This is a genomic window from Acidimicrobiales bacterium (genome assembly GCA_035533595.1).
Classification (GTDB): Bacteria; Actinomycetota; Acidimicrobiia; order Acidimicrobiales; family Bog-793; genus DATLTN01.
In genome coordinates this window covers 26,253-51,641 of sequence record DATLTN010000004.1, presented here as the reverse complement: position 1 = coordinate 51,641, position 25,389 = coordinate 26,253, and the positions used below count along the sequence as shown (strand labels likewise).

Annotated in this window: 27 protein-coding genes; 10 read left to right on the top strand and 17 right to left on the bottom strand. The window is 72.2% G+C overall.

All coding sequences use genetic code 11. The annotated features are described in order from the left end of the window. Window positions 1–7 precede the first annotated feature (7 nt). The 3 genes from ispH to VNF07_00865 all read left to right on the top strand — a co-directional run bounded on the left by ispH (window position 8) and on the right by VNF07_00865 (window position 2,317). A complete protein-coding gene (gene ispH / locus VNF07_00875; GenBank protein ID HVB04791.1) occupies window positions 8–1,069 on the top strand; it encodes a 4-hydroxy-3-methylbut-2-enyl diphosphate reductase in 1,062 nt (353 codons plus the stop codon). Between the two features lie 22 nt (window positions 1,070–1,091). Next, window positions 1,092–1,910, top strand: a complete 819-nt coding sequence (locus VNF07_00870; protein HVB04790.1) for a glycosyltransferase family 2 protein — start codon at window positions 1,092–1,094, stop codon at window positions 1,908–1,910. Between the two features lie 119 nt (window positions 1,911–2,029). Continuing rightward, window positions 2,030–2,317, top strand: coding sequence for a hypothetical protein (locus tag VNF07_00865; protein ID HVB04789.1), 288 nt, complete (start codon window positions 2,030–2,032; stop codon window positions 2,315–2,317). A gap of 56 nt (window positions 2,318–2,373) precedes the next feature. Here VNF07_00865 and VNF07_00860 read toward each other — a convergent pair whose 3' ends face one another. From VNF07_00860 to VNF07_00825, 8 genes are read right to left on the bottom strand one after another with little or no spacing between them, the layout of a single operon-like run. Continuing rightward, complete coding sequence (locus VNF07_00860; GenBank protein ID HVB04788.1) at window positions 2,374–3,267, bottom strand: NAD-dependent epimerase/dehydratase family protein; 894 nt, start codon at window positions 3,265–3,267, stop codon at window positions 2,374–2,376. Window positions 3,268–3,322: 55 nt separating this feature from the next. Continuing rightward, entirely contained in the window at window positions 3,323–4,102 is a 780-nt protein-coding gene (locus VNF07_00855) for a lysophospholipid acyltransferase family protein (protein ID HVB04787.1), read from the bottom strand. After that, window positions 4,095–4,727, bottom strand: a complete 633-nt coding sequence (gene cmk / locus VNF07_00850) for a (d)CMP kinase (protein HVB04786.1) — start codon at window positions 4,725–4,727, stop codon at window positions 4,095–4,097. The genes VNF07_00855 and cmk overlap by 8 nt, the downstream gene beginning before the upstream one ends. Window positions 4,728–4,737: 10 nt before the next feature. Further along, window positions 4,738–5,835, bottom strand: coding sequence for a prephenate dehydrogenase (locus tag VNF07_00845; protein HVB04785.1), 1,098 nt, complete (start codon window positions 5,833–5,835; stop codon window positions 4,738–4,740). Further along, window positions 5,832–6,200, bottom strand: coding sequence for a chorismate mutase (aroH, locus tag VNF07_00840; protein ID HVB04784.1), 369 nt, complete (start codon window positions 6,198–6,200; stop codon window positions 5,832–5,834). The genes VNF07_00845 and aroH overlap by 4 nt, the downstream gene beginning before the upstream one ends. Beyond that, a complete protein-coding gene (locus VNF07_00835; protein ID HVB04783.1) occupies window positions 6,200–6,943 on the bottom strand; it encodes a pseudouridine synthase in 744 nt (247 codons plus the stop codon). The genes aroH and VNF07_00835 overlap by 1 nt, the downstream gene beginning before the upstream one ends. 1 nt (window position 6,944) lies before the next feature. Further along, window positions 6,945–7,526 (bottom strand): SMC-Scp complex subunit ScpB, encoded by a 582-nt coding sequence (gene scpB / locus VNF07_00830; GenBank protein HVB04782.1) that lies wholly within the window; start codon window positions 7,524–7,526, stop codon window positions 6,945–6,947. Then, window positions 7,523–8,455 (bottom strand): ScpA family protein, encoded by a 933-nt coding sequence (locus VNF07_00825; protein ID HVB04781.1) that lies wholly within the window; start codon window positions 8,453–8,455, stop codon window positions 7,523–7,525. The genes scpB and VNF07_00825 overlap by 4 nt, the downstream gene beginning before the upstream one ends. A 122-nt stretch (window positions 8,456–8,577) precedes the next feature. Here VNF07_00825 and VNF07_00820 point away from each other — a divergent pair, with 122 nt between their 5' ends. The 6 genes from VNF07_00820 (at window position 8,578) to VNF07_00795 (ending at window position 17,290) form a co-directional block, all read left to right on the top strand. Next, window positions 8,578–9,336, top strand: a complete 759-nt coding sequence (locus VNF07_00820; protein ID HVB04780.1) for a TetR/AcrR family transcriptional regulator — start codon at window positions 8,578–8,580, stop codon at window positions 9,334–9,336. Then, window positions 9,333–10,928 (top strand): MDR family MFS transporter, encoded by a 1,596-nt coding sequence (locus VNF07_00815; GenBank protein ID HVB04779.1) that lies wholly within the window; start codon window positions 9,333–9,335, stop codon window positions 10,926–10,928. The genes VNF07_00820 and VNF07_00815 overlap by 4 nt, the downstream gene beginning before the upstream one ends. A 49-nt stretch (window positions 10,929–10,977) precedes the next feature. Next, a complete protein-coding gene (locus VNF07_00810) occupies window positions 10,978–13,266 on the top strand; it encodes an MMPL family transporter (GenBank protein ID HVB04778.1) in 2,289 nt (762 codons plus the stop codon). Between the two features lie 52 nt (window positions 13,267–13,318). Next, window positions 13,319–14,308, top strand: coding sequence for a tryptophan--tRNA ligase (gene trpS, locus VNF07_00805; protein ID HVB04777.1), 990 nt, complete (start codon window positions 13,319–13,321; stop codon window positions 14,306–14,308). A gap of 126 nt (window positions 14,309–14,434) precedes the next feature. After that, window positions 14,435–15,415, top strand: coding sequence for an aldo/keto reductase (locus tag VNF07_00800; protein ID HVB04776.1), 981 nt, complete (start codon window positions 14,435–14,437; stop codon window positions 15,413–15,415). A gap of 144 nt (window positions 15,416–15,559) precedes the next feature. Next, on the top strand, window positions 15,560–17,290 hold the full coding sequence (locus VNF07_00795; GenBank protein HVB04775.1) for a thiamine pyrophosphate-dependent enzyme: 1,731 nt from the start codon (window positions 15,560–15,562) through the stop codon (window positions 17,288–17,290). A 641-nt stretch (window positions 17,291–17,931) separates the two neighbouring features. Here the strand turns inward: VNF07_00795 and VNF07_00790 are convergent. The 9 genes from VNF07_00790 to VNF07_00750 all read right to left on the bottom strand — a co-directional run bounded on the left by VNF07_00790 (window position 17,932) and on the right by VNF07_00750 (window position 24,183). Beyond that, a complete protein-coding gene (locus VNF07_00790) occupies window positions 17,932–18,840 on the bottom strand; it encodes an NAD(P)-dependent oxidoreductase (protein ID HVB04774.1) in 909 nt (302 codons plus the stop codon). Between the two features lie 66 nt (window positions 18,841–18,906). Beyond that, window positions 18,907–19,704, bottom strand: a complete 798-nt coding sequence (locus tag VNF07_00785) for an alpha/beta hydrolase (GenBank protein HVB04773.1) — start codon at window positions 19,702–19,704, stop codon at window positions 18,907–18,909. Between the two features lie 79 nt (window positions 19,705–19,783). Next, window positions 19,784–20,308, bottom strand: coding sequence for an AAA family ATPase (locus VNF07_00780; protein ID HVB04772.1), 525 nt, complete (start codon window positions 20,306–20,308; stop codon window positions 19,784–19,786). Between the two features lie 26 nt (window positions 20,309–20,334). Beyond that, on the bottom strand, window positions 20,335–20,529 hold the full coding sequence (locus VNF07_00775) for a ferredoxin (GenBank protein HVB04771.1): 195 nt from the start codon (window positions 20,527–20,529) through the stop codon (window positions 20,335–20,337). Between the two features lie 43 nt (window positions 20,530–20,572). Then, the gene (locus VNF07_00770; GenBank protein ID HVB04770.1) at window positions 20,573–20,896 is read right to left on the bottom strand and encodes a hypothetical protein; all 324 of its coding nucleotides are present in this window, start codon (window positions 20,894–20,896) and stop codon (window positions 20,573–20,575) included. 8 nt (window positions 20,897–20,904) lie between these two features. Continuing rightward, window positions 20,905–21,444 (bottom strand): 3-phenylpropionate/cinnamic acid dioxygenase subunit beta, encoded by a 540-nt coding sequence (locus VNF07_00765; GenBank protein HVB04769.1) that lies wholly within the window; start codon window positions 21,442–21,444, stop codon window positions 20,905–20,907. A gap of 79 nt (window positions 21,445–21,523) precedes the next feature. Beyond that, on the bottom strand, window positions 21,524–21,793 hold the full coding sequence (locus VNF07_00760) for a hypothetical protein (GenBank protein HVB04768.1): 270 nt from the start codon (window positions 21,791–21,793) through the stop codon (window positions 21,524–21,526). Further along, window positions 21,793–23,163: a Rieske 2Fe-2S domain-containing protein gene (locus VNF07_00755; protein HVB04767.1), complete on the bottom strand. Its 1,371-nt coding sequence runs from the start codon at window positions 23,161–23,163 to the stop codon at window positions 21,793–21,795. The genes VNF07_00760 and VNF07_00755 overlap by 1 nt, the downstream gene beginning before the upstream one ends. Window positions 23,164–23,217: 54 nt before the next feature. Beyond that, window positions 23,218–24,183 carry an aldo/keto reductase gene (locus VNF07_00750; protein HVB04766.1) on the bottom strand — a complete coding sequence of 322 codons (966 nt, stop codon included), beginning with the start codon at window positions 24,181–24,183 and terminating at the stop codon, window positions 23,218–23,220. A 218-nt stretch (window positions 24,184–24,401) separates the two neighbouring features. Here VNF07_00750 and VNF07_00745 point away from each other — a divergent pair, with 218 nt between their 5' ends. Further along, the gene (locus tag VNF07_00745; GenBank protein HVB04765.1) at window positions 24,402–25,313 is read left to right on the top strand and encodes a LysR family transcriptional regulator; all 912 of its coding nucleotides are present in this window, start codon (window positions 24,402–24,404) and stop codon (window positions 25,311–25,313) included. Window positions 25,314–25,389: the final 76 nt, after the last annotated feature.

Genomic DNA, 25,389 nt, shown 5'->3' with positions numbered 1-25,389 from the left:
AGCGGCTATGGCAGGTAGCCTCGGCGGGATGAACGTCGAGCGGGTGCTCCTGGCGCGACCGCGCGGCTTTTGCGCGGGCGTCGAGATGGCGATCAAGGCCCTCGCGTGGATGGTGCGGATCTTCGAGCCGCCCGTCTACTGCTACCACGAGATCGTCCACAACCGCCTGGTGGTCGAGGAGTTCGCGCGCCAGGGGGTGATCTTCGTCGACGACGTCGCCGAGGTGCCGGCGGGCGCCCCGCTGATGCTTTCGGCGCACGGCTCTGCCCCTGACGTCGAGGCCGCCGCGCAGGCCGGCGGGCGGCCGATGGTGAACGCCGTCTGCCCGCTCGTCACCAAGGTCCACCACGAGCTGAAGGTGCGCGCCGGCAGGGGCTACACCGTCGTCTACGTCGGCCACGCCGGCCACGAGGAGGCGATCGGCACGATGGCGGTGGCGCCCGGGGCGGTACGCCTCGTCGAGCACGAGGGGGACGTGGCGGCGATGCCCGAGCCGGAAGGCGCCGTCGCGCTGCTCGCACAGACGACCCTCCCCCACGACGAGTGGCAGGGGATCGCGGACGCCGCCAAGGCGCGCTTCCCCGAGCTGTGGATGCCGACGCGCTCGGACCTCTGCTACGCCACCACCAACCGCCAGGCGGCGCTACGCGAGGTCGCGCCGCGCTGCGACACGGTCGTCGTCATCGGCTCGGAGAACTCCTCGAACACCGTGTCGCTCGCCAAGGTGGCCGCCGCCTCCTCGCCCCGCGTGCTGCGGGTGAACACCGCCGACGAGCTCCCCGACGACCTCGCGGGGGTGGTCGGCGTCACCGCCGGCGCCTCGGCCCCCGAGCGCCTCGTCGAGGAGGTCATCGCCCGCCTCGCGCCACGCGAGGGCGTGGAGGTCGTCCCCGTCGTCGACGAGGACGAGTACTTCCCTCCCCCACCCGAGCTCCGGGACATCCTGCGCGCCCTGTTCCACGCGACCGCCGTGCTGCACGGCGTCGCCCCCGAGGGGCAGCACCCCGCCGTCGAGGACCGCAACGTCGCCGCCGTGACGATGCTCGCCCCGACCGGCGGGCGGCCCTGAGCACCGGCACCAGCCCGCGCCGATGAGGACGACGCCGCGCGAGGAGCGCCGCCGCGCGCTCGACGCCCTCGTCGACCAGGTCGCCCTCGAGGAGTTCGCCGCCGCGCACGGCGCGGTCGCCCTCCCGCCGGTGGCGATCGTGATCGCCGCCTACCACGAGGTCGACAACATCGACGCCCTGCTGGAGAAGCTGCCGGGGAACCTCTGCGACCTCGACGCGCGGGCGATCGTCGTGATCGACGGCGAGGAGGACGGCACCGCCGCCAAGGTGCGCGCGGCTGGCCAGCTGGCGGTGATCGCACCGGTGAACCGCGGCCAGGGGGCGGCGCTGCGCCTCGGCTACCGCGTCGCGCGCGAGCGCGGCGCGAAGTACGTCGTCACCGCCGACGGCGACGGCCAGGGTGATCCGGCCGACCTCGGGCGGGCCCTCGAGCCGGTGGTCGCCGGCGCCGCCGACTTCGTGAACGGCTCGCGGCGTCTCGGCGCCACCGAGTCCGACGACAAGATGCGCAACACCGGCGTCCTCGTCTACGCGCGCCTGATCTCTGCCCTCACGGGCACCAAGGTCACCGACACCGCCAACCCGATCCGCGCGATGCGCGCCGCGCTGACGGCGAGCCTCACCCTCCACGAGCCGCAGTACCAGGCCTCGGAACTGCTGATCTCGGCGATCGCGACCGGTGCCCGCTACCGCGAGGTGCCGATGACGATGCGCGCCCGCGCCTCGGGCGCCTCGAAGAAGGGCGGCAACCTCGCCTACGGCTACCGCTACGGGAAGGTCGTGCTGCGGACCTGGTGGCGCGAGCGCCCGCTCCTCAAGGCCAGCCGCGCCAAGCGCTGAGCGGCGGCCGGCGTGCAGCCGGTGACGTCTTGCCGAAGAGCCGGGTGAGGTGCGGATGATGGGGTTTCGGCCAGTACCGTCGCGAGCATCGGACGGTCGACCACGAAGGGACAGCATCCGTGGACCTCAACGAGACACGTGCAGCGCGCGACGAGAAGCAGTCAGAGATCGACGCGCTTGCCGCTCGCGGCGAGGAGCTGATCGCTCTCGCCGCCGAGACCCGTCTGCTCGCCAAGGAACCGCAGGCCAAGGCCGACGTGCTCCTCGCGGAGGTCGCCGAGATCGAGACGAGGGCCAACCAGTTCGAAGACGAGGCGATCGTCACCGAGATGAAGCTGAACTCACTCGGCGACGAGTACGACGCCCTCACGACCGAGATCGCACGTCTCGAGGGCGAAGCGGGGTAACCGGTGCGCTACGTCCTGTACCAAGGGGCGAGGACGGTTCCGGAGCGCGCCGAGGATCAGCCCGCGGCGGTGAAGTCCGCCCAGGTCGCCTTCAGTCCCTCGAGGACGGTGTAGGCGGGGGTGAAGCCGAGCTCGGTGGCATGGGTGAGGCTGACGATCACCGCCGGCATCTCGCCGGCCTTGCCCTCGATGTGCTCGGCGCCGATCTCGACGCCGGTCGCCTCGCAGCACAGGCGGTGCAGCTCGTTCATCGAGACCGAGACGCCCGCCCCGATGGTGAGGGTGTCGGAGTGCCCGAGCGAGAGGCCGAGCACGATCGCCGCCACCGCGTCGGTGACGTAGAGGTAGTCGCGGACCTGCTCGCCGTCGCCATAGATCTGGATGCCGCCCCCGGCCATCGCGGCGCGCATCAAGCGGGCGACGACGGAGTCCTTCACCTGCATCCCCGCGCCGTAGATGTTCGTGAAGCGCAGCGCCACGCACTGCATCGCGTAGCAGGCGCCGTAGGCGCTGAGGAGCATCTCGCCGGCGGCCTTGGTCGCCCCGTAGGGGGTGAGAGGGCGGAGCACGATCTGCTCGTCGATCGCCGCGAAGCCGACGTCGCCGACGACGGCGTTGGTCGAGGCGAGGACGAAGCGCCCGACGCCGAGCTCGCGGCAGCGCTCTAGGAGCATCGAGGTCGCGGCGACGTTGGTGTCGTAGACGGCCTCCGGCTCGTTCACGCTCTGCAGCACCGAGGTGAGCGCCGCGAGGTGCACGACGGCGTCGGTCCCGGGCTGCAGCGCCGCCTCGACGACGGACTTGTCGCGGAGGTCGCCGACGACGGTCTCGACGTCGCCGCCGGGGAAGGGCTTCAGGTCAGCGACGACGACCTCGTGGCCCTCTTCGCGAAGGCGCGCCACTACGTGGCCGCCGACGAAGCCCGACCCACCGGTCACCAGTACCCGCAACGCCCGCTCCTTGTGCTCGTGGCCGTGGCCCGCCGCCCGCTCGTATCGCCGACGGTCAACCCCCGCCGCCCGGTGGCTCCGCGCCCCCGCTGCTCTCGCGAGGGGGCGCGGCGACGGCGGTCGACGCTACCCCACTCCCCCGCCGCAGCCGGTCGAGGGCGAGCGCGTTGGCGAGCACCCGCTCGAGGGCTACCCGCAGCTCCTCGGTGAGGGCGCTGTTGGCGCTACGGGGGACGCGCGCGGTCCGCCCCTCGCCGGCGGCGACCGGGGCCGTCGCGTTGAGCGGCGCGCCGACGACGATCATCACGTGCGTGGGATGGAAGCGCTTCGCGCCGCGCGGCATCGCGCGGTCGGTCCCCGCGAGGCCGACGGGGACGATCGGCACCCCCGCCCGGAGCGCCAGGTAGGCGGCGCCCTCGCGCAGGTCGGTCACCTCGACGCCCTCGCGCCGCGTCCCCTCCGGGAAGAGCACGAGCGGCTCGCCGCCCGCGAGCACCGCCAGGCAGCGCTGCAGCGACTCGCGGTCCGCGGCCTCGCGGTGCACGGGGAAGGCACCGAGGAGCTCGATGAAGCGGCCGACCGGCCCTGCCCTCCAGACCTCGGCCTTCACGATGTAGCGGAAGCGCCGGCGCGTCAGGCGCGCGACGACCAGCCAGTCGATGTTCGAGCGGTGGACCGGGGCGAGGATGTAGGGGCCGCGCTTGGGCAGCTGCTCGAGGCCGACGACCCGCCCGGGGAACAGCGCCCTCGAGAGGCCGACCGCCACCACCCGGCAGGCGCCGTAGAAGACGAGCGCGGCGCGCGAGGGGCGGCGGGCGGCCTCGCGCTCAGCCACGGAGCGCCACGATCTCGTCGACGATCTCGTCCACCGGCCGCCCCGTCGAGTCGATGACCACCGCCCCGTCGGCGACGAGGAGGGGGGAAGCCGTCCTCCCTGAGTCCTTCGCGTCGCGCGCCGCGATCTCGGCCTGGGTGGCGCCGACGGCCTCGCCGCCGCCCCGCTGGTCGACTCGCCGGCGCGCCCGCTCCTCGGCAGAGGCGGTGAGGTAGACGCGCACGTCGGCGTCGGGGAGGACGACGCTCGTGATGTCACGGCCCTCGACGACGCCGCCGCCGTGGCCGGCGACCCAGGCCCGCTGGCGGGCGACGAGCTCGGCGCGCACCGCCGGGTGGGCGGCGACCGTCGAGACGACAGCGTCGATCTCGGCGCTGCGGATCGCCTCGCTCACGTCCTCGCCGTCGAGGGTGACCAACCCGTCGACCTCGATCTCCATCGCAGCGGCGAGCGCGGCGAGCGCGGCGCCGTCTGTGGGGTCGACTCCGCGGCGGCGGGCGAGCAGCGTCACCGCGCGGTACATCGCGCCGGTGTCGAGGACGGGGAGCGCGAGGCGGGCGCCGAGGGCGCGGGCGATCGTCGACTTCCCCGAGCCGCCGGGGCCGTCGATCGCGATCACCGTCACCGCAGCCTCCTCACGCCAGCGCCGCGAGGGCGGGTCGAAAGCCGCGCTCCACCAGCGCGGCGCGCGCCTTGTCGGCACCGGAGGCGTCGATGGTGAGCACGAGCACGCCGCGCTCGCCCTCGGCGGAGTGGGCGATCTCGATGTCCCAGATGTTGAGGCCGAGGTCCGAGAGCGTGCCCGTCACCTCCGCGAGGGCGCCGGGGCGGTCCGGGATCGGGACGCGGCACTCGCTCAGGTGCTCGGGAGGGAGCACCCTCGGCGGGAGGTTGCGGCGCGCCGCCTTCGCGTACTCCAAGAGGGCGATCAGCTCGGTGCGCGCCCCGCGGGCGACGAGCGCGCGCGCCACGTCGAGGCGCTCGCGCAGCGCGTCGAGGACCGAGAGCACCGCCTCGCGGTTGTCGGCGAAGATGTCCGGCCAGATCGCCGGGTCCCCCCCCGCGATGCGGGTCATGTCCCGGAAGCCCCCGGCAGCCAGCCGGAGGAGCGCGGCGTGCTCCTCGGAGGCGTCGGCGGCGACCGCCATCAGCGTCGCCGCGGTGAGGTGCGGGACGTGCGAGACGACGGCGACGAGGGCGTCGTGGCGGGCGGCCTCGAGGACGACGGCGTCGGCACCGAAGGACGAGACGAGCTCGCGCACCACCTCGAAGGCTTCCTCCTCGGTCGCCGCCGAGGGGGTGAGGACCCAGGTCGCCCCGCTGAACAGCGTGGCGTCGGCGCCGTCCGGCCCCTCCTGTTCCGAGCCGGCCATCGGGTGGCCGCCGACGAAGCGGCCGGCGCTGACGCCCGCGACCACCGTCCCCTTCACGCTCCCGACGTCGGTGACGACGAGCGCCGGGTTCACCGAGGAGGAGAAGAGCTCGGCGACGATGCCCGGGATCGTCGCCACCGGCGTCGCGACGAAGGCGACGACGGCCGCGGGGTCCTCCCCGGTGGCGTCGACGGCACCGAGCTCGGCGGCGCGCGCGGCGCGCGCCCCGTCGAGGTCGCGGCCCGTGACGTGGTAGCCGGCGGCACGCAGCGCCATCCCCACCGAGCTCCCGATCAGCCCGAGGCCGACGATCTGCGCGCGCGGGCGCGCGGCCGACGCGGCCGCGGCACGTTCGCTCATTCGGCGAGGTCGGCGCGCAGCACCCGTGCGCCCTCGAGGTACACGTGGCGGATCTCGGCCCGGCTGCGCTCGGAGTAGCAGTGGATGAGCACCCGCACGCAGCGCGCGAGCGCGCCGGGGACGGCGATCTCCCGCCCGCCGAGGAGGGGGACGTCGTCGAGGCCGAGCTCGCGTGCCGCGGTCGCCGGGAAGGCGGCGTTCAGGTCCTCGGTGGCGGTGAAGATGATGCTCACGAGGTCGTCGGCCTTCACGTCATTGCGCGAGAGCATCTCGCGCACGAGCTCCTGGGTGCGGAGGCGGATCTCCCCCGCGTCGTCGGCCTCGACGGTGGTCGCACCGCGGATGCCGCGCAGCATGGCGGTCATCAGCCGATCCTACTTTTCGCCCCGAGACGCGGCGCGTTGACGGCGAGCGCCCGCACCTCCTCGGCGGTGAGCGCGCGCCAGGCCCCCGGCTCGAGGCGCGAGTCCGACACGGGGCCGATGCGCGTGCGCACGAGACGCTCGACGGCGAGGCCGACCGCCTCGCACATCCGCCGCACCTCCCGGTTCCGCCCCTCGTGGATCGTGACCCGCAGCACCCCTGGGGCGCGCCGCGCGACCCGCGCCGGGGCGCTCACCTCCCCGTCGCCGATCGCCACCCCCTCGCGCAGCTGGCGGATCGCGGTCGGCGAGGGGTCGCTGTCGGTCGAGACGAGGTACTCCTTCTCCACCCCGTGGCTCGGGTGGGTGAGGTGCTGGGCGAGCTCGCCGTCGTTGGTGAGGATGAGGAGGCCCTCGGTGAGGTAGTCGAGGCGGCCGACGGGAAAGACGCGCGGCTCGGCGGGGACGAGCTCCAGCACGGTCCGCCGCCCCTCCGGGTCCGACGCCGTCGTCACGACGGCGCGCGGCTTGTTCAACAGGTAGTAGACGAGGCCGGGGAGGACGCCGACCGGGGCGCCGTCGACGGCCACCTTGTCGCGGTCGACGTTGACCCGCTGGCCGAGGTGCGCGGGGGCGCCGTTCACCGTCACCCGCCCGGCGACGATCAGCTCCTCGGCGACGCGCCGGGAGGCGATCCCGACCCGGGCAAGCACCTTCTGGAGGCGCTCGCCGCTCGGCTCCTCCACCTCAGTCGGCCGGACCGGCCCGTAGCGCCTGTTCGAGGAGCTCGACGACGTCGGCGTCGGGGACGAAGGACTGGAGCGGGGGCAGCTCGGAGAGGGAGTCGAGGCCGAGGCGCTCGAGGAAGGTCGTCGTCGTCCCGAAGAGCACCGCCTGGCCCGGGCCGTCGTCGCGCCCGATCGCCTCGACGTAGCCGCGCTGGGTGAGCAGGCGCATCACCCCGTCGGCGTTCACGCCGCGGATCTGCGCGATCTGCGCGCGGCTCACGGGCTGCTTGTAGGCGACGATGGCGAGCGTCTCGAGGGCTGCCGGCGAGAGGCGCTGCGGCTGGTCGGCGAGGATGAAGCGCTCGACGTAGCCGGCGTAGGCGCGGTGGCTGCGCAGGCGGTAGCCGCCGGCGATGCGCGAGAGCTCGAAGCCCCGCTCCTCCTCCTCGTAGGAGGCGGCGAGCAGCGAGCAGAGCTCGTCGACGCGCTCGACGGAGACCTCGAGCAGCTCGGCGAGGAGGCGGGCGGTGATCGGCTCGGTGGCGACGGTGAGCACCGCCTCGATCGCCCCCGCCTCGGCGCGGTCCGCGGCGGGGATCACGCTTCGAGGCTCTCGACGGCGACCACGCTCGGGAGGTCGTCGTCGGCCCCCTCGTCCTCCGCCGCGTCGTCGAGGGCCGCGTCGAGGTCGACCGCGGCGGTATGCCAGGGTGCGGGCTCGCCGGGCGTCGCCGCCGCGGCCCTCCGGCGGGGCTCGTCGTAGCTCGCGTGGACCTCGTCGACGAGGTCGTCCGCTTCGGCCCCGCCCCGCCAGATCACGGTCAGCTCCCCGAAGTGCTCGAGCTGCTCGAGCTCGACGAGCTCGCGCTTGTAGAGCTCGAGGAGCGAGAGGAAGGTGGCGACGAAGACGGCCTTGCTGGCGTTCGGCCCGAGCAGCGCACGGAAGGGCGTCGGCCCCCGTCCCGGCAGCTCGGCGACGAGGCGCTCGAGGGTCTCGCCGACCGAGACCTCGTCCTCGTGGACGTGGGCGTCGGAGACGACGGCGCGGGGCTTCGGGGCGAGCAGCCCCGCCATCAGGCGCCCGAGCTGGTCGGCCGTCACCCCCGCGAGCAGGTCGGGCTCGAGGCCGGCGAACTCCTCCTCCGGCCCGGCGCGCCGGCCGTGGCTCTCCGAGGCCGCCTGCTCGAGGCGGACGAGCGCCTTCGCCGCCTCGGAGAAGGTGCGGCACTCGAGGAGGCGGGCGAGCAGGTAGTCGCGGGCCTCGAAGAGCGAGAGCTCCTCGTCGAGGTCGATGTCGTCGCTGCCCGGCAGCAGCCGGCGGCACTTCAGCTCGACGAGGGTCGCGGCGATCAGCAGGAACTCGGTCGCCACCTCGAGGTCGAGGTTCTCGAGGCGCCGCAGCTCGGCGAGGAAGCCGTCGACGATGTCGGAGAGGCGCACCTCGTACAGGTCCACCTGCTGGGCCGTGATGAGGTGAAGGAGCAGCTCAAAGGGACCGTCGTAGACGTCCAGGTGCACCTCGTAGGCCATCGCGCCGAGGCTACAGGGCGACCCCGGCCCCGAGGCGGACCCCCGGGGTGGGCCGCGACGCCCGCCCTGTGCTGCGCCCCGTGCAGAGTAGCGCCCACTGCAATTATGTAGTGTGTGCAGAAATGAGCGCCTCCCCCCTCGTCCCGGCGCGCGTCGCCGCGCTCGAGCTCGCCGTCGTCGAACAGGCCGCGGCCGAGCTCGCCGCCCTCCCGCCCGGCCGGCGGGAGCGCAAGAAGCTCACCACCCGGATGGCCCTCAAAGCGGCGGCGATCGACCTCGTCGGCGAGCGCGGCTACTCCAACGTCACCGTCGAGGACATCGCGGACGCCGCGGACGTCTCGGTCCGCACCTTCTTCAACTACTTCGCCTCCAAGGAGGCGGCCGTCGTCGGCAACGACCCCGAGATCGTGGAGGAGATGTGCCTCCACCTCGCGGCGCTCCCCCACGGCCTCACCCCCCTCGAGACGCTGCGCACGGTGCTCCTCGAGCGCATCCGCGCGATCGGCGAGACCATCGACCTCTCCGGCGAGGAGCACGGTGTCTGGCTGCGCCGCGTCGCCGTCGTCCGCTCCCAGCCCGAGGTCCTCCTCGCCTACACCAAGCACCTCGCGATGGTCGAGCGCGCGCTCGCCGACGCTCTCGTCGAGTGGCTCGGCGGCGACGAGGAGCTGCGCTCCTACGCCGCCCTCGTCACCACCTGCGCGATGGGGGTGCTGCGCGTCGCAATCTGCGGATGGGGCGGCGAGGGCGGCGCCCCATCGCTCGTCGCCTTCGCGGACTCCGCCTTCGAGCTGCTCGGGCGCGGCCTCCCCCTCGGCGTGCTGAGCATCGGCGAGGCCGCCCCCACCACCGACGACGCGAACGAGGAGATTGCGCGATGACCGACGAGATGACGACCGTGGCGGAGGCGGGAGTGGCACCCACCTTCGACCTCTCCCACCGCCGGATCCTGGCGATCATCAGCGCCCTCATGCTCGGGATGTTCCTCGCCGCCCTCGACCAGACGATCGTCTCGACGGCGCTGCCGACGATCGTCGCCGACCTGCACGGCGGCTCGCACATCGCCTGGCTGGTCACCGCCTACCTACTCGCCTCCACCGTCTCGACGCCGCTGTGGGGCAAGCTCGGCGACCTCTACGGGCGGAAGGGCTTCTTCCAGGCCGCGGTGCTGCTCTTCCTCGCCGGCTCGGTCCTCTCCGGCCTCTCCCGCTCGATGGGGATGCTCATCGCCTGCCGGGCCATCCAGGGCCTCGGCGGCGGCGGCCTGATGGTCGGCGCGCAGGCGATCGTCGGCGACGTCGTGCCGCCCCGCGACCGCGGCCGCTACCAGGGCCTCTTCGGGGCGACCTTCGGGGTCGCGAGCGTCATCGGCCCGCTGCTCGGCGGGATCTTCGTCGACGACCTCTCCTGGCGGTGGATCTTCTATATCAACCTGCCGGTCGGCGCGATCGCGCTCGCGGTGATCGCCAGCCAGGTCCCCGGCCACCTGCGCCGCGTCCACCACGACATCGACTACCCGGGGATCGTGCTGTTGAGCCTCGGGGTCACCGCCCTCGTGCTGCTCACGAGCCTCGGCGGCACGACCTATGCCTGGTCGTCGACGCCGATCTACATCCTCGGCATCTCCGGCGTCGTGCTGCTCGCCGCCTTCGCGGCCGTCGAACGCAAGGCCAAGGAGCCGGTGCTGCCGCTGCACCTGTTCTCGGTGCGCACCTTCACCGTGGCGAGCGTCGTCGGCTTCATCGTCGGCTTCGCGATGTTCGGGGCGATCACCTTCCTGCCGCTCTTCTTCCAGGTGGTGAAGGGCGCCAACCCGACGAACTCCGGGCTGCGCCTGCTTCCGCTCATGGCCGGCCTGCTCGTGATGTCGATCGGCTCGGGGCAGGTGATCGCCCGCACCGGCCGCTACCGCGGCTTCCCGATCGCCGGCACGGCGATCATGACCCTCGGCCTCTACCTGCTCTCCACCCTCACGCCGTCGACGAGCGCCTTGCTGCAGGCGCTCTACCTCGTGCTCCTCGGCATCGGCCTCGGCTCGGTGATGCAGGTCCTCGTGCTCGTCACCCAGAACGCCGTCCCCCAGTCAGAGCTCGGCGTCGCCACCTCGGGGGCGACCTTCTTCCGCTCGATCGGCGGCTCCTTCGGCGCGGCGATCTTCGGTGCGATCTTCTCCAATGTCCTCGTCGGCAAGCTCGCGCACGACCTGCACGGCGTCACGATCCCGAGGAGCCTCGGCGCCTCGAGCATCACCCCCGCGGTCCTCGACCGCCTGCCGGAGCTGATCCGCCACGGCTTCGTCGCCGCCTACTCGAGCTCGATCCAGGTCGTCTTCTTCGTCGCGGTGCCGATCTCGTTCCTCGCCTTCCTCGGCACCTGGTTCATCCCGCACGTCGAGCTGCGACGCGGCGGCCCCGCTCCCGCCACGGCGGCGACGCCTGAGAGAGTGGGCGCGACGGCCGACGCCGTCGGCTGACGGACGGCCGAGCCCCTCCCCCTCCCCCAACTCGAAGGAGCACCTCCCGGTGGACCGATTCTTCGCCGCGCTCGGGCGCGTTGTCGTGCGCTTCCGCTTCCTCGTCGTCATCGCCTGGATCGCGCTGATCGTCGTCTCCAGCCACGCGCTCCCCTCGCTCGGGAGCGAGGTGAACAACGACAACAGCCAGTTCCTGCCGGCCACCGCCCCGAGCTCAGAGGCGGCGAACCTCGCCGCGCCGATCCTCGGCGACCCCAACACCTCGAGTCAGATCCTCGTCGTGGCGGCGCGCAGCGGCGGCCTGCAGCCGAGCGACGCGGGCGCGATCGGCCGCGAGCTGGCGGCGCTGCGCGCCGTGCCCCGCGTCCAGTCCGCGGCGGTGCTCGGCCTCTCGAGCGACCGCGCCGCCGTCGAGCTCGTCGCCAACGTGCGGGTCAACCAGGCGGACATCACCACCCAGGACGACGTCGTGAAGGCCGTGGTGGCGACCTTCTCCCGCGCCGGCGCTCCGCCGGGGCTGGCGCTCAAGGTGGCCGGGCCGATCGCGACCAACGTCGCCAACCAGCAGAACTCGAACAAGACCGGCAACAAGGTGCAGTCCTTCTCGTTCCTGTTCATCATCGTGCTGCTGCTGCTCATCTTCCGCTCCGCGCTCGCGCCGATCGTCACCCTCGTCCCCTCGGCGTTCGCGCTCCTCGTCTCGATGCGCCTCATCGGCGGCCTCGGGGCGCACGGCCTCAAGATCTCCGAGATCACCGAGCTGCTGCTGATCGTGCTGTTGATCGGCGCGGGGACCGACTACGGCCTGTTCCTCGTCTTTCGCGTCCGCGAGGAGATCCGCCGCGGCCTCGAGCCGCACGAGGCCGTGCGCCACTCGCTCGTGCGCGTCGGGGAGTCGATCAGCGCCTCGGCCGGGACGGTGATCTTCGCCCTGCTCAGCCTGCTGCTCGCGAGCTTCGGGATCTACAAGGCCCTCGGGATCCCGCTCGCGATCGGCGTCGCGGTGATGCTCATCGCCGGCCTCACCCTCCTCCCGGCGCTGCTCGCGATCTTCGGCCGGGCGCTGTTCTGGCCAGCCCGCCTCGACCGCGGCGTGACGCGCGACGGCACCTGGGGAAGGGTCGCGGCGCGCCTCGTCCGCCGCCCCGGCCTCACCCTCGCGACGGGCGTCGTCATCTTCGGCGGCCTCGCGGCGGGGGCGCTCAGCTACCACTCCGGCGGCTTCGGGGGCGCCGTCGACGCCCCGGCGGGGACGAACGCCGCACTGGGCAATGCGATCGTGGCCGCCCACTTCCCGCAGTCGAGCACCAACCCCGCAAACCTCGTCTTGCGCTTCGACAAGCCGGTGTGGGACGACCCCGGGGTGCTGTCGACGACGGCCTCCGCGCTGCAGGCGGCGGGGGACTTCCGGCGCATCGCCGGCCCCCTCGACGCCAACGGCGGCACGCTCACCCCCGCCCGCTACGCGGAGCTGCACGCAACCCTCAGCGACCCGCGGCTGCTCCCCCCGGTGCAGCCGGCGGCGAGCAACGTGCCCTCGGCCGACTACAGCGCCTACCGCTCCTCGGCCGCCTTCGTCTCGGCCGACGGGCGCACGATCCAGTACGCGGTGACGCTGCGCGCCGGCGACCAGCAGACGACCGCCGCCCTGCGGGCGACGCCGCGCATCCGTGCCGACGTCACCGTCGCGGCGCGGCGCGCCGGTGCCTCGGCGAGCGGTGTCGCCGGCGAGGCGGCCGCCCTCTACGACGTCTCCAGCACCTCGAACCACGACCTCGTGCACATCGTGCCGATCGCGATCGTCGCGATCGCGATCCTCCTCGCCCTCGTGCTGCGGAGCGTGGTCGCGCCGCTCTACCTGATCATCAGCGTCGCCCTCTCCTACTTCGCGGCGCTCGGGGTCTCGGCGATCGTCTTCATCGACATCGGCGGGAGCAGCGGCCTCACCTTCATCCTCCCCTTCTTGATGTTCATCTTCTTGTTGGCGCTCGGCGAGGACTACAACATCCTCGTGATGACCCGCATCCGTGAGGAGGCGCACCGTCACGAGCTGCGCGACGCGGTCGTGCGCGCCATCGGCCGTTCCGGGCCGACGGTCACCGCGGCGGGCCTCGTGCTCGCCGGCACCTTCGCCGTCTTCGGTGTCGTCGGCGGCTCCGGGCCGGGCGGCGACCAGATCCGCGACATCGGCTTCGGCCTCGCGATCGGGATCCTCATGGACACCTTCCTCGTCCGCACCCTCCTCGTCCCCTCGACCGTGGCGCTGCTCGGGAAATGGAACTGGTGGCCGATGCGCATCGAGCCGGAGATCGCCGCGGCGCCCGACGACGAGGACTGAGGGCCCCGCGAGGGAGCCGGGGGGCGGCCGCCCGGCCGAATAACCTCGGCGGATGGCACGCATCCTCTCGGGCATCCAGCCCTCCGGCGCCCTCCACCTCGGGAACTACCTCGGGGCGGTGCGCCAGTGGGTGGCGAACCAGTCCGAGTCGGCCTTCTACTGCGTGGTGGACCTGCACGCCCTCACCCTCGAGATCACGCCGGACGAGCTGCGGGACAACACCCTCGACACGGCGGTGAGCCTGCTCGCCGCGGGCCTCGACCCCGAGCGCTGCACCCTGTTCGTGCAGAGCCACGTCCCCGCGCACAGCGAGCTCAACTGGCTGCTCGAGAGCGTCGCCTCCTTCGGCGAGCTGCGGCGGATGATCCAGTTCAAGGAGAAGGGTGGCGACCAGGAGGCGGTGCGCGTCAGCCTCCTCACCTACCCCGTGCTGATGGCCGCCGACATCCTCATCTACCAGGCCGAGGAGGTCCCCGTCGGCGAGGACCAGCGCCAGCACATCGAGCTCACCCGCGACCTCGCGATCCGCTTCAACAACCGCTACGGCGAGACCTTCACCGTCCCCGAGGCGGTCGTCCCGAAGGTCGGCGCGCGGGTGATGGACCTGCAGCACCCCGAGCGCAAGATGTCGAAGTCGCTCTCCTCCCCCCTGGGCACGATCCTGCTCAACGACGGCCCGGACGAGCTCACGCGAAAGGTTCGACGCGCCGTCACCGACGCGGGGTCAGAGGTCGGCTACGACCCCGAGCACCGGCCCGGCGTCGCCAACCTCCTCGACCTGCTCGCCGCGGCGACCGGCGGCGAGCCCGCTGCGCTCGCCGCCGGCTTTTCCAACTACGGGGGGCTGAAGTTGGCGGTCGCCGAGGCGCTCGTCGAGCTCCTCCGCCCGATCCAGGAGCGCCTCGCCCTCTACCGCGCCGACCCGGCCCAGGTGGCGGCGGCGCTCGCCATCGGTGCGAGCAAAGCACGCGAGGTGGCCGCACCGACCCTCGAGCGGGCGCGGGCGGCGATGGGCCTCACCGCGCGGGGCGCCCTCCCCTAGACGCGGGCCGGCCGAGCGCCCCCGCCGGGGCAATCCCGGGCACCCTCGCCTACCGTTACGAGTGCCGCACATCGATCGGCACTTGGAGGGGCCGGCCTTCGCGATCGGTCCCAGAGCGGGGGCACCATGGAGTATCGCCAGCTCGGCACGACCGGCCTCGTCGTGTCCGCGGTCGGCTTCGGCTGCGGAGGGACTGGCGGGCTGTTCGTGCGCGGCGACGACGCTGCGCAGCACGCGGCGACCGAGCGCGCCCTCGAAGGCGGGATCACCTATTTCGACACCGCCGCCGCCTACGGCGACGGGCTGTCCGAAGAGAACCTCGGCCGCGTCCTTCGCGATCTCCGTGCCGCGCCGCTCGTCGGCACCAAGCTGCGCGTCGCCCCCGAGGAGGCCCCCGACGCCGCGGCGGTGGTGCGCGCCCGCTTCGCGGAGGGCCTCGCGCGCCTCGGCTTGGAGCGGGTCGCGGTGCTCACCATCCACAGTCGTCTCGGCGTCGAGCCGGGGGAGCTGCGCGCCGAGGTGCTCACCGGCCCCGTCGCCGACGCGCTCGCCGAGCTGAAGGGCGATGGCCTCATCGACGCCTTCGGCTTCACCGGTCTCGGCGAGACGAGCGAGCTGTTGAAGGTCGCGTCGAGCGGGCGCTTCGACACCTTCCAGTGCTACTACAACGTCCTCAACCAGAGCGCGCTGCTCCCCAGCAGCCCCGACGGCGTCGCGCAGGACTTCAACGGGCTGCTCGGGGTCGCCACCTCGCATGGAATGGGGGCATTCTGCATCCGTCCGCTCGCCGCCGGGGCGCTCGGCGGGACGCCGCAGCGCCACCTCCTCGCGGGTGGATCGGGACGGCCGATGGCCCGCGGCGAGGAGTACGGCGAGGACCTGCGCCGCGCCCAGTTACTCGAGTCACGCCTCGGAGAGCTCGGCGCCGCCGCGCTGAGCGAGCTGGCGCTGCGATTCGCGCTGAGCGAGCCACGCCTTTCGAGCGTGCTCGTCGGCTTCTCGGACCGCGCGCAGGTGGAGATAGCGCTGGGTCATGAGGCGCTCGGAGCGCTCTCGGTCGACAGCCTCTCATCGCTTCGTGCTGTGAGCGGGAACGAGCAGAGCTAGCACCGCCGCGCCAACCGAGCGCGCCCCGTCCTCAAAGTTCACGCCGAGGCCGCGTCTTGTATCCTCAGGAAGGGGCCGCTCGGCGTGCTTCGCCGCCGCCGACCCGACGGCCCTCGCAATCGGCGTCACAGGGGGGAGTGCTCTATGGCACCCGAAGCGGCGGCCGCGAAAGCGGCATCACCGATCTACAGCTCGGACGCGATGGCCGACGCCCTGCGCGCCCTCGGCTACCGCTACCTGCCGCTCGTCCCGGGATCGAGCTTCCGGGGCCTGCACGACTCGCTCGTGAACTACCACGGCAACACGGCCCCGGAGATCATCCTCTGCCTCCATGAGGAGGTGGCGGTCTCGCTCGCCCACGGCTACGCGAAGGCGACTGGCACGCCCTGCGCGGCGGTGGTCCACGACCTCGTCGGCCTGATGCACGCCTCGATGGCTGTCTACAACGCCTTCTGCGACCAGGTCCCCGTCGTCGTACTCGGCGGCGGTGGGCCCGTCGACACCGCGATCCGCCGGTCGAAGGACTGGGTGCACTCCGCACAGACCCAGACCGAGCAGGTGCGCGAGTTCGTGAAGTGGGTCGACGAGCCGGCAACGACCGAGGCGACGATCTCGGCGATCTACCGCGCCCATCAGTTCGCCGCCTCAGCGCCTCCAGGGCCCTGCTACGTGACGATCGACATGGGCCTCCAAGAGGAGCTCCTCGCGGAGAACTTCCGCTCTCCCGAGCTCAGCGACTACGCCCCCGCGCCCCCGATCGCCCCCGATCCGTCGGTCGTCGAGCGGGCCATCGAGCTGCTCCGAGGCGCGCGCTTCCCGCTCGTCGTGGGCGGCCAGGTGGCGCGCGACCCCGCCGCCGCCGAGCTGCTCGGCGCGCTCGTCGAGTCCCTCGGGGCGGCCTACCAGGACGACGACAACCTCGTCGGCTTGGCCACCAACCACCCGCTCAACCTGACCGGCGACGACAACCTGCTGAAGGAGGCCGACGTCGTGCTGTTCACCGACGTCGCCGACCCTTCGGTGCTCCTCCCCGAGGGCGATGCCAAGCCCTTCCTCATCGACCTCTCGCTCGGTGATCTGCGCATCAAGTCCTGGAGCAACGCCTTCGGCCTGCCGATCCGGCGCGACCTGCACCTCCTCGCCGACCCGATGGCCGGGCTGCGCGCTTTGGCTGCGCACGCGGCGACGCTCCCCGCCGAAGACCAGCTGCGGGCGCGCAAGGCCGCCGTCACCGAGCGCGCCGCCGCGCTGCGCGACGCCGAGCACGCCGAGCTCGCGGCGCACTGGGACGACTCGCCGATCTTCGGCGGCCGCCTGATCGCCGAGACCTTCGCCGCGGTGAAGGACCTCGACTGGTTCCTCATCCTGCGCAACACCCGCAACTGGCTCGAGGGCGTCTGGGAGTTCACCGGCTCGGGGCAGTACCTCGGCCACTCTGGGGGCGGCGGCGTCGGCTACGGCCCCGGCGCGGCCGTCGGTGGCGCGCTCGCAGCGCGCGACCGCGGGCAGTTCGCGGTGGGCATCGTCGGCGACGGCGACCTGTTGATGGCGAACACCGCGCTGTGGACCGCCGTCCACTCGAAGATCCCCGCACTCTTCGTGGTCAACGACAACCGCTCGTTCTACAACGACGAGACGCACCAGCAGCGAGTCGCCCGCTCGCGAAAGCGCCCCGTGGAGAACGCCGGCGTGGGCATCGCGATCGACGAGCCGCCGGTCGACTTCGTTGCGCTGGCGCGCGCCTACGGCTGCTTCGCGGAGGAGACGGTGACCCACCCCGGGGACCTCGCTCCCGCCCTCGACGCGGGCGTGAAGGCAGTGCTCGCGGGCGGCGTCGCCGTGATCCAGGCGATCACCGCACCTCGCGAGGGTTAGGACCTGACCCCCGAGACGTGCTCGCGAGACGATGCGCGGGGCGAGGAGGACCGTCGTGGGGGGCGACGGCAGCTAGTGCACCGCACGAACGCGGCGAACCTCCGTTCCCCACCCCTGTTTCCGAGGTCACCGGCCAGTCGCTCGCTGGAACTGTCCACGGCCGCGGGCAGCGGCGTCGCTCGACCTCGATGATCTCGGGTCGTACTGGACGGGCCAGAAGCGATCGAGCAGATCAGGATCACCCGTCATGATCACCACCTGCCCGCGCGTCAACCTGCGCAGCTTGGCGACGCCGTCGGCGAGTCCCGGTCACTGATGGACCGTGAACACCGCCATCGCCCCGTCGAACTCGCCGTCGGCGAAGGGGAGCGCCTCGGCGACGCCATCCACCGCCTGGGCGAGGCCAACGGGCCGCGGCGCGGGCATCGATGCCGGAGCGCTCAAAGACAGCCAGCACCCGCCCTGCTGGCTCGTAGGAGCCCGCGCCCGCACCCACCTCGGGGACACGACGGGCGCCACCGAGCGCGACCTTGCGGCTCGCGGCGATCCTCCGGTTGGGGCGGCGACAGCGCGAGTAGGCGTAGCCGATGCTGTCGTAGTCGGCGCCGCTGGCGCTCGCGTCAGGACATCGGTCGACCGACTCAGTAGCCGTCGGTCACTACGTTGGCGAGCTCCTCGCGGCGGGCGAAGCGGCCGAGCTGCTCGCGGATGAAGGCGAGGACCTCCGGGCGGGCGAGCGGGCCGCCGGCGACGTGCGGGGTGATGAAGACGTTCGGCGTCGAGAAGAGGCGATGGCCGTCGGGGAGCGGCTCGGGATCGGTGACGTCGAGCACCGCTGCGATCCGCTCGGCCTCGAGCGCCTCGATGAGCGCGTCGGTGTCGACCACCTTGCCGCGCGCCGCGTTCACGAGCAGGGCGCCGGGCTTCACCTTCGCAAGGAAGTCGCGATCGACGAGGCCTTCGGTCTCTCCGGTGAGCGGGACGAGGAGGACGATCACGTCGGCCTCGGGGAGGAGCCCGGGGAGCTCGGCGAGGGTCTGCACCCCCGGACGGGCGGTGCGGGCGACGCGGAGGAACTCGGTGCCGAAGGGCGCGAGCCGCTCCTCGACCGACTCGGCGATCCCGCCGTAGCCGAGGAGCAGGACCTTCTCGCCGATCAACCGGCGGGCCTCGCGCTTGGACCAGCGGCCGGCGCGCTGCTCGTCTCTGAAGAAGGGGAAGGCCTTGTACTCGGCGAGGATCGCGCCGACGACCCACTCCGCGACCACCGCGTACGAGCCACGTGCCGAGCAGAGCTTCACGCCGGGGGGGATCTGGGCGGCGACGTTGTCGACACCGGCCGAGGTCGTCTGGATCACCTCGAGGGAGGTCATTTTCGAGAACCACTCGGCGAGCGGCGGCCGGCCGGCGCCGAGCACCACGTAGCGGACCTCGCTGAGGCGCGGGTCCGCCTCGGGCTCGGTGGGGATCTCCTCGATCTCGAGGCCCTCCGGCGCCCCCTCGATCAGGGCCCGCATCCCCGGTCCCACCCACACCAGCGCTTTCTCCATCCCCACTCCCTCTCGCCTCCCCGAGATTACGGGGGAGGGCGACCGGGGCGCAGATCGAGCGCGACCTCAGCCGAGGAAGTCGAGGACCGCCTTGGAGAACTCGCCGGCGTTCTCGTAGTGGACCTGATGCGCGCCCTCCTCGACGATCACGACCTGCGCGTCGGGGAGCATCGCCTGCAGCTCGTCGGCCTGCTCGCTCGTCGGGTCGCCACGCCCGAGGAGGAGGAGGGTCGGGACAGTGATCGACGGCAGCCGGCGGCGGAGGTTGAAGCGCTCGCGCTTCGCGCCGTCGGCCATCGTCTTCATCATCGCCCCGTGCGCGTCGGCGTAGCCGGGCTCGGCGAGGCGGGCCGACTTCGCGGCGGCGATCTTCTCCCGCTCGCCCTCGGAGAGCATCGGCGCGACCTTGTCGATCGCGGCGCGCACCGCGTCGGCGTCGGGGGCCTGGAAGTTGGAGAGACGGTTGTTCGCCGCCCCGTGGAAGCCGGGGTTGCCGGTCATCACGAGCTTGTGGACGCGGTGGGTGCTCTCGTAGCCGAAGAGGCCGGCGATCCAGCCGCCCATCGTCGCCCCGATGATGTGGCTCTTCTTCAGGCCGAGCGCGTCCTGGAACTCGCGGACGAAGTCGGTGAGGTACGGGAAGGCGTCGAGGTTCTCGGCGGTGTCGCCGGGCGGGAAGGTGATGAAGTCCGGCGCGAGGAAGCGGTGGCCGGTGCCGAGGAGCTCGAGCGCGGGGCGCCAGTCATCCGCGCCACCGGCGATCGCGACGCCGTGCAGCAGGATGACGGGCTCACCCTCGCCCTGCTCGAGGTAGCGGCTCGTCCCGTGGTTGAGCTTGACCGTCTTCTCCGCGAGTGCCGCCATTGCGTCCCCCCAAGTCACGAGGCCTCGGTGGCCCGGTTGCAATCTATTTGCCGCGCCCGGCGGGCGCCCGGGCCGCCCTTCAGCCGCCGCCGAGCAGGCGGGCGAGCGCCTCGCGATGGCGCTCGGGCGGTCGCTCGGCGTCGAGGACGAGGTCGGGGGCGGGCGGCGGCACCCAGCCGGCGCGGCTCCGCTCGACCTCGGCCCAGCCGAGCTCGGGCCAGTTGGGGATCGCCCGCACGCGGCCCTCGATGCGCGCACGGTGCAGCGCTGCGTCGGCGATCGTGCACACGACGAGCAGCGGCCTCGTCGCCAGGCGCTGCGCCAGCTCGCGACTGGCGCGCACCTCGGGCTCGCGGGCGACGCCGTCGAGGACGACGGAGCGGCCCTCGCGGAGCTGCGCCTCGGCGAGGCTGAAGAGCACCCGCCAGCCGACCACCCGCAGCGTCGACGGGTCGTCGTCGGCGACGAGCTCCCAGGCTCTCGGCACGGCGCGCAGCCCCGCGAGCGCCCAGTCGTGGCCGAGGACCGGCGCGCCGAGGAGCCCCGCGGCGGCGTTCGCCGCCGTCGACTTCCCCGTCCCGGGAAGGCCCGTGACGACGAGCAGCGTCGGCGTTGTCGTCGCGGTGGTGACTACTCCTCGAAGAGGTCGATCGCCATCTGCGGACAGACCCGTACGGCCTCCGCGACCTTGGCGCGCAGCTCCTCTCCGGGGTTCTCCAAGAGGAGGTGCGCCTTGTCGTCGTCACGCATCTCGAAGACCTCGGGCGCGGCCTCGACGCAGACGCCGTGACCGCAGCAGAGATCGAGGTTCAGCTCTACCCGCATGTGCCCACTCTCTCGTAGTTCGCCGGGGTTCGTTCGTCGCCGGTCAATTGCTCGCCGCCCGGTCGGAGTCGTAGTCGACCCCTCTCGAGCGGTACCAGCTGTAGATCCCGTCCCAGTAGCGCTCGGGGTCCATGTTGAGGACCTCCCCCGTCGCGGCCCGCGCGATCACGAGCTGGCCCCAGGCCTCGGGGTTGTGCTCGTTCCCCACCACCTGCAGGTTCCCCTTCCAGGTGCTGAGGTCGCCCATGTTGGTGAGGAAGCGCGTGAGGACCTTCGGGTTCGCCTCGACCGCCTCGCGCACCGCCCCCGAGTCGTCGCGGATCAGCACGGCGTCGGCGCCGTGGCCGGCTCGCCATTCTGCGTTCATCTCAGCTCCTAGAAGAAGGTGGTGACGACCTTCGCCAGGAGGACGTTCTGGTCGAGGAGGATCAGCCGCTTGGCGATCTTCCAGCCGGTCTCGGGGTCACGGCGCAAGATGTCCTCGCGGCGGCCGACGAAGAGGTTCACCTCGGTCTGCAAGCGGTTCTGCCAGACGAAGAAGTTGCTCTTCACGCTGACCTCGTCGCCCGCGGAGGAGACCACCCGGACGTTGGTGATCAGGTGGCGGATGCGCGAGAAGGGCTCCTCGCACCAGTGGACGCCGGTGTTGATCTGGCGGACGCGCCCGGCGAGCGTGCGCTTGCCCTCGTCGAACCAGGAGATCTCCCGCGACGCGTCGCTGTTCTCCCGGTGCTGCTCGCCGAACTTCACGTTGCGGCGAATAGGCATGTGGTAGTGGATGTCGTCGGCGATGAGCTCGATCCACTCGTCGAAGCGCCGCTCGTCGAGGAGCTCGGCCTCCTGGTAGTAGAACTCCTCGATCTCGTCGCGCAGCAGCAGGCGCTCGAGCGTCGCCTGCGCGGTGTCGGTCAGCATGTCGGGTACCTCCGGGTGATCGGCTGAGCGGGGTGGCAGGTGGCGCTGCCGAGCGCCACGTCGGTGAGGGAAGCCATGGTCAGAGCGCCCCGACGACGTCGACGCAATAGACCATGTCGTCGGTGCCGACCTTGGCGGGGTCGTTGGATTCGGTGATCTTCACGAAGAGCCAGCCGCCGTCGCGGGGGTTGCCCGTCACCTCGGCGGAGTCCCCGTTGCGGAGCTTGATGGTCGCCCCTTCGGGGAGATCGCGGATGAGGATCGAGTCGTTCACCGAGCTCGTCAGCTGGAAGGGGTCGACCTCGGCGTTGCGCTGCGGCACGGGGGCGGCGGTCTCGTCTCCGGCCATCACTTGCTCCACTCGCTCGTCGGCTTCACGGGGTAGATGTCGTCCCAGCTGTCGGCCTCCATGAACTCGATCCAGCGCTTGAGGCGCGACCGCTGGTTCTCCTCGGCGACCTGGTTGTTGAGGGTCATCCCGGGCGCGGTGTCGAGCGTGAAGTCCTTGCCGACGCCCATCTGGAAGTTGTAGGGGTAGCGCTGGGCGATGTGGCCGAAGCTCGCCGCCGAGGCGTAGTTCCAGTTCTCCATGTCGTCGGACTCGGTGAGGCCGCAGGGGCCGCCGTAGCGCATCATGTAGTGGCGCTGCGCGTCCTTCACGAACTGCGGTGCCTCCCGGTCGATCGGGTACTGCCGCCAACTCTCGGTCCTGCCGACGCCGGCCGGGTGCCAGATGAGGATGCGGTGCGGCTGGATGTTCACGTTCGGCCAGATGAGCGCCGTCTCGCCGACGATGTAGGTGTCCTTGTACTTCGCACGCTTCTTCTCGTTCTGGGCGCGGAAGTAGTCGTCGACGCCGGGCTCGGTCATCCAGGTGTCGGCGTACTCGGCGATGCCCGGCTGGTCGTAGATCGAGTTGTGGCCGCCGTGGCCGAGCTCGGGCACCGACATCTCGTAGGGCGTCTGCGGGAAGGGGGTGCGGATCCCCGAGCGGCTGCCGCCGTTCGCGTCGCCCTGCGGGCCGATCGCCGCGACGTTGATCGAACGGTGCGTCATCGCCCCGTGCGCACGGTCACCGTCGAAGCTGAAGCCCGGGAACTTCCAGTTGCAGGGGATGAACCACTTGTTGACCGGGGTGAAGACCTCGACGCCGTTGTCCTCGCCACCGCTCGACTGGAAGCACTGCCGCACGCCCTCGGCGTAGGGGCCGAGGTAGTCGACGAACTCGGGCGCGCCCTTGTCCCAGGTCGCCCAGATCGAGCCGTAGTAGTTGCACATCTTGGCGACCTCGGGGAGCCCCCACTGGCTCTTGTCGAGGTTGTCCTTCCAGGCCACGTCGTAGTACGGGACGCCCACCAGCCGGCCGTCGGTGTCGTAGCTCCAGCCGTGGAAGGGGCAGGTGAAAACGAGCGTGTTGCCGTCGTCGTAACGGCAGACCTTCATGCCGCGGTGGCGGCAGGTGTTGAGGAAGACGTGCAGCTCGTTCTTGCGGTCCCGGCAGAGGATCACCTCCTCCTCGCCCATGCGTGAGACCACGAAGTCGCCGACGTTCGGCACCTGGCTCTCGTGGCCGATGTACAGCCAGGCGCGCGCCCAGACCTGCTCGAGCTCGCGGTTGTAGAGCTCCTCGCTCACGTAGATCTCGCGGCTCACGAGGCCCGCCTCGAGATCGACGAGGCCGCGCAGCGAGCTCCCCGGCGAGTTGATCAGCGACGTCATGGTTCCTCCTTGTTCCTGGCTACTGGCGTGTTCGTGCTGCGGGTTCCGCCCCGCTCAGCGGGGCCCGTCCTCCCTCTCGGGGGCGGTGAGGGCGAGCTCCTCGAGCGAGGCGATGGCCGCGGCGGAGAGCGGCCCGGCCTCCACGGCGGCGACCGCGTCGGCGACGTGCGCGGGCTCGGAGAGGCCGAGGATGAGCGTCGAGACCCCGGCCTTGCCGAGGACGTAGCGGGCGGCGGCGCGCGGCAGCGACTCGTCATAGGAGCGCGCGAGGGCGGCGACCCGCCCGGCGTGGCCCTCGCCCGGCCCCGCGCCGGTGAGGGTGCCGCGCGCCAGCACCTGGATGGCCATCACGCCCATCCCCTTCCCCGCGGCGTAGGCCGCGACGGCGCCGTAGTCGGCCTCGGGGAAGTTCGGCGGCACCTTCACGAGCGCGCTCGGGTCGAGGAGGTTGATCGAGGCGTTGAGCGCCCCGAAGACGCCGCTGTCGATGAGCTCGGTGATCGCCGCCGGCTCCCCGCCGTAGGCGGTGAAGCCGACGGTCGTCGTCGTGCCGGCGGCGAGGAGCTCCTGGAAGGCGGCGACGACCCCGTTGCTCGCGAACATGTCGTCGAGGGAGAGCTGGGCGCCGACCGCGTAGCTCCCCGCGGGCTTGTGGAAGACGCGGTTGTGGAGCATCAGCGCGTCGACCGAATCAACGCCGAGGCGGGCGAGGCCCTCCTCGAAGTTACGCAACACCGCCGAGCGCGGGTCGGCGAGGTCCTCCTCTTGGAGGACGACCTTGGTCGAGATCGTCGGGTGCGCGTCGAGGATGCGCAGCGCCCTTCCGAGGTTGCTCTCCGAACGGCCGTCGCCATAGGCGGCCGCGGTGTCGAAGTAGCTGATCCCGGCGTCGAGGGCGGCGCGGATCGTCGCGATCCGCAGCTCCTCGTCGTCCTCGACCATGAGGCGGGCGTTGCCGCCACAGCCGAAGCCGATCACGGGCAGGCGGATGCCGCTGTTGCCCAGCTCTCGGTGCTCCATCGACGGCTCCGCTTCAGATCCGGCAGGGGCGCGGGCGGCCCCACCCCGTGGCACGAGGGTCCCACAACGAAGGGCGGGCGGCGTGGCGGCCCGCGCGCTCCCCGCTACCGGTCACCGTGCACCCTTCCTCCCGCACTCCCCCCGAGCGCTTTCCTGCACCTTAGAAAGCGGGCAATACTTCTGTCTACTGAATTATTCGCAAGGATTGGTTGCGCTAGATGCAATCCGAACCGGACCTCAACCTCCTCATCCTCCTCGATGCGCTGCTCAGCGAGGGGAGCGTCACGGGGGCGGCGCGGCGCCTCAACCTCTCGGTCCCGGCGACGAGCCGCGGCCTCGAGCGGGTGCGGCGGGCCCTCGGCGACCCGGTGATGGTGCGCGCCGGCCGCGGCCTCGTGCCGACGCCCCGTGCCCTCGCGCTGCAGGCCGAGGTGCACGAGCTCGTGAACGGCGCGCGCGCGGTGATGGCGCGGCCCGCGGAGCTCGACCTGGCGCGCATCGAGCGCGAGTTCCAGGTGATGACGGGCGACCTCGTCTTCCCCGTCGCCACGCTCATCGAGCGGGTGCACCGCGAGGCGCCGCGGGCGACGTGCGGGTGGAGCGTGCTCACCGGCTCCACCGTGCTGCTCCGGGACTCCCCCGTCGACCTCGTCATCGGCGTGGTGCGCGACTTCCACCCCGTCTCGCAGTTCGAGCCGGAGGTCGTCGTCGAGCCGCTGCGGACCGACCCGCTCGTCGGCATCGCCCGCGCCGGGAACCCGCTGCTCGAGGGCGAGATCGACCTCGAGAGCTACCTCGCCGCCGACCACCTCGTGAACTCCCGCCAGGGACGGCTGCAGGGGCCGATCGACCACAAGCTCGCCGAGATGGGGCGCAAGCGCCACGTCGTCGCCTCCACCGCCACGCTGTGGTCGACCGTCGTCCTCCTCCTCGAGACCGACATCGTCGGCGCTGCCTCGCTGCGCGTCGCGCACACCCTCGAGCGCTTCGGCCTCGCGACTTTCGAGCTCCCCTTCGACAAGGTGCCGACGAGCGAGCTCTGCCAGGCCTGGCACCCCCGTTACGCCGCCGACCAGGCGCACGCCTGGCTGCGCGGCGTCGTCCGCGAGATCGCGACCGCCCCGGAGTGAGCCGCCGCCTGTCGCGGGGGGCGCGCCCCCGGCGATAGCGTGCGCGGCGGCGGCGACCGCGTGGGCGGTCGGTGAC